This window comes from Ideonella azotifigens, from assembly GCF_006519715.1.
In the GTDB taxonomy this organism is placed as follows: Bacteria; Pseudomonadota; Gammaproteobacteria; order Burkholderiales; family Burkholderiaceae_C; genus Ideonella; species Ideonella azotifigens.
Genome location: NZ_VIDT01000640.1, coordinates 1 through 3,174, shown reverse-complemented (window position 1 = coordinate 3,174; position 3,174 = coordinate 1). Strand labels below are relative to the sequence as shown.

3 protein-coding genes and 1 pseudogene are annotated in these 3,174 nt (G+C 68.2%); 1 reads left to right on the top strand and 3 read right to left on the bottom strand.

The window, feature by feature from the left end; all coding sequences use genetic code 11:
* From FKP22_RS32755 to FKP22_RS25490, 3 genes and pseudogenes are all read right to left on the bottom strand, one after another.
* Positions 1 to 232 (bottom strand): annotated as a pseudogene (locus FKP22_RS32755) (septum site-determining protein MinC); the annotation flags it as partial.
* Complete coding sequence (locus FKP22_RS25495; protein ID WP_170201086.1) at positions 174 to 1,349, bottom strand: tRNA-dihydrouridine synthase; 1,176 nt, start codon at positions 1,347 to 1,349, stop codon at positions 174 to 176. The gene FKP22_RS25495 and the pseudogene FKP22_RS32755, both read right to left, overlap by 59 nt.
* A gap of 101 nt (positions 1,350 to 1,450) precedes the next feature.
* Positions 1,451 to 1,693, bottom strand: a complete 243-nt coding sequence (locus tag FKP22_RS25490; RefSeq protein WP_141290545.1) for a hypothetical protein — start codon at positions 1,691 to 1,693, stop codon at positions 1,451 to 1,453.
* 273 nt (positions 1,694 to 1,966) lie between these two features.
* Between FKP22_RS25490 and FKP22_RS25485 the strand changes: the two genes are divergently transcribed.
* A complete protein-coding gene (locus FKP22_RS25485; RefSeq protein ID WP_141290543.1) occupies positions 1,967 to 3,013 on the top strand; it encodes a hypothetical protein in 1,047 nt (348 codons plus the stop codon).
* Positions 3,014 to 3,174: the final 161 nt, after the last annotated feature.

Sequence of the window (3,174 nt, the reverse complement as noted above, 5' to 3'; positions counted from 1 at the left end):
GCGCCGCAACCGGGTTGAAGCCATGGCCACGCAACAGCGTCAGCAGCGCACCGAAGTCCAGCGGCTGGGCGGCTTCGCGCAAAGCAGAGAGGTCAATGCACAAGGGTTCCTGCTCGAACAGGCCGGGTGTCGCGCCGTAGCGCTCGGCCAGCGCCTCGCGCAAGGCTTCCAGTTCAGGCGTCTTGAGCAGCAGCGCCAGCACGCTCAGCTGCGCGCTCTTCAGGTCGAACACCGCGGTGGCGTTCGCTTTGCTCGCTTTGGATGCCTTGGAGGAAACGGCCATTGCTTGGATGGGTCGCGGGAAGGGGCGGCGGTGCCGCAGCGAAGCCCGCAGTGTACCGGCCAGCCCCCGTCGGGCCCACGAAACGCCCATCAAACGGCACGCTGGCGTGCTCGCCCAGCAGCGTGGTGGCCAGGCGTTCGGCGTTCTGCTCGGTGCGCAACGCCTGGTAGGCCAGTTCCGCCTCCGGGTAGCGCCGGCGCAGGTGCTGCAGCCACTGCTTGAGCCGGCCGGCCTGGTAGCGCGGCACGATGTGGGCACGCACGATGCCCCAGTAGGCCGCGAACAGTTGCAGCACCTCGGGCCAGCTGAGCGCGGGCGCCCGGGCGTCGTTGGCGTGATTCACGGCCTGGTCATGCAGGATGGCCAGCGCCAGCCCGGGGTCGGCCACCTGGCCACGGCCCAGCATCAGGTCGCGGCAGCCGGATTCGGCCAGGCAGCGCCTGGCATCGGCCACGCTCCAGATCTCGCCGTTGGCAATCACCGGTATGTTCACCGCTTCGCGCACCTCGCCAATGCGGGCCCAGTAGGCTGGCGGCTTGTAGCCCTGCAGTTTGGTGCGACCATGCACCACGATCTCCATCGCCCCACCGTCGGCCAGCGCGCGGGCGCAGTCCAGCGCCCGGCTGTCGTCCTGCGTGCCCAGCCGCATTTTGGCCGAGACCACGGTGCCGGCCGGCACGGTGCGTCGCACCTCGGCAAGGATGCGGTGCAGCAGTTCGGGGTCGTCCAGCAGCGAAGCGCCACCGCCGTGGCGGTTGACGATCTTGGCCGGACAGCCGAAGTTGAGGTCCACGCCATGCGGGCTCATGGCGACCATGCGGGCGGCGTTGTCCGCCAGGCAGGCCGGGTCCGAACCGAGCAGCTGGCCGCGCACCGCAATGCCGGCCGGCGTGAAGCCACCGTTGGCGAGTTCCGGCATCACGCGCTGGTAAACCCGTTCGGGCAACAGCATGTCGGTGATGCGGATGAACTCGCTCACGCAGCGCTGAATGCCACCGGCGCGCGTCAACACGTCGCGCAAGGTGAAGTCGAGCAAGCCCTCCATCGGGGCCAGCAGCAGGTTCATCGTCTCGTCCATCGCCTGGGCCGGCGGCGAGTGCCACCGGCAAGAGGCGAACGATACCTGCTCAGGCAGCGGTGGCCCGCGGCGGGGCCACTCGCACGGCGTCAGTGGTACAGCGGCACGATGGCCGGCACGGCGTATTCGCGGCCGATCACCGCACGGGCGTAGAAGTAGTTCTCGCGCGCAACCTCGCTGAGTGCGTCCAGGTCCACATGCCCGGCCGCATCACAGGGAAAGGCCATCGCGCGCCCCTGGTTGAACAGCGACTGGAAGCGCAATTGGTAGATGGAGGCGGCGGGCAGGGTTGAAGCTGAGGTCTGCACTGCCGGGGTCAAGGTGATGTCCATGGGGATCTCCTTTTTGATCCCTTTCAACGCTGCGCCTCGACACTGGGAGCACAGGCAAACGGGATCGGCTTGGATTGAACTCTAGGCTTCCTGCAAATACTGCCCATCAGCGCAATGCCGCACCGGCTGTCGGTGCGCGGCGCCGGCAGATGTAAGTGCTTGTCCGACAGGCGCGTACGACAGGCCGATGAGGCCTGTCGTGGCACGCCCCTTGCCGTCTTGCGCGCCGATGCGCCGGCAATCGTGCACGGCGCGCTTTCGTTGGGAACCACCATGTGCAAGTTTCAAGTCCGTTCCGGGGCGGGCGCAGCTGCGCTCGTCCTGTCGTTTGTGTCCCATGTCACGGCCGGCGCGGCCGCGCCGCCGCCCGGCTTTGCCGGCCCGACGGCCAACAGCCTGCTGGCCGCCAAGGCCACAGCCCAGGACAACGCGCTGTGCAGCCAGGCCCTTCTGGGACCGTTCTACTGGGAGATCGGCGATGCCTCGCAAATCCTGGCCAGCGGCCAGGTGGGCAGCGACGACAGCGTGCTGATGCGCGTGGCCTCGGCGTCGAAGTGGGTGTATGGCGCCTACGTGGTTGAAGTGCGCGGCGGCCAGGCCAGGCTGGACCCTGAAAACGACCTGCCCTTCCTGAACTTCACCAGCGGCTACAGCAACATGGGCAACATGTCTGCGGCCCAGGCCTGCGCGGCCGACCGGGTCAACACGGTGGACGACTGCATGAAGGCCGTGCCCGGCGGCAGCCAGCAGAACAGCGCCACCACGGGCAAGTTCGACTACGACAGCGGCCACCTGCAAAAACACGCCAGCCTGAACAGCATGGGCGACCTGGCCAACCCGGACCTGTCGGCAGGCGCGCTCAACACGCTGGGCGTGCCCTTCATCTACGGCGAGCCGCTGCTGGCCGGCGGCCTCTACACCAATGCCAGCACCTACCGCCAGTACCTGCAGCGGCTGCTGGCCGGCGCGCTGAAGATGAGCAATGCGCTGGGCACCCACCCGGTCTGCACCAACCCCAGCGACCTGCAGCACGGCTGCTCGCCCGCGCTGGCGCTGCCCGGCCCCATCCCGTCCAACGAGAGCTGGCATTACTCGCTGGGACACTGGGTGGAAGACGACCCCGCGGTGGGCGACGGCGCCTTCAGCAGCCCCGGCTCGTTCGGCTTCTACCCCTGGATCGAAGCCGGCAAGCGCTACTACGGCATCCTCGCGCGTGACAGCGATGGCGACCAGCAAGGCTATGTCTCGGCGCAGTGCGGCCGGCTGATCCGCCATGCCTGGCTGACCGGCCGCGAGCAGAAGAGCAGCGCGCCGGACTGAGACAGACGGTCACAGGAACGGGCTCGGCGGAAGGCTGGCCTGGGGGTGGCAGCGGGTAAGCTGCACGCTCGCTGTACAGATCACCCGGAGTTTGCCTTGCCGCCTCGTTTTGCCCTGGCCTGGATGGCCTTGTGTTCCGCCCTTGCCATGACCGCCTGCGG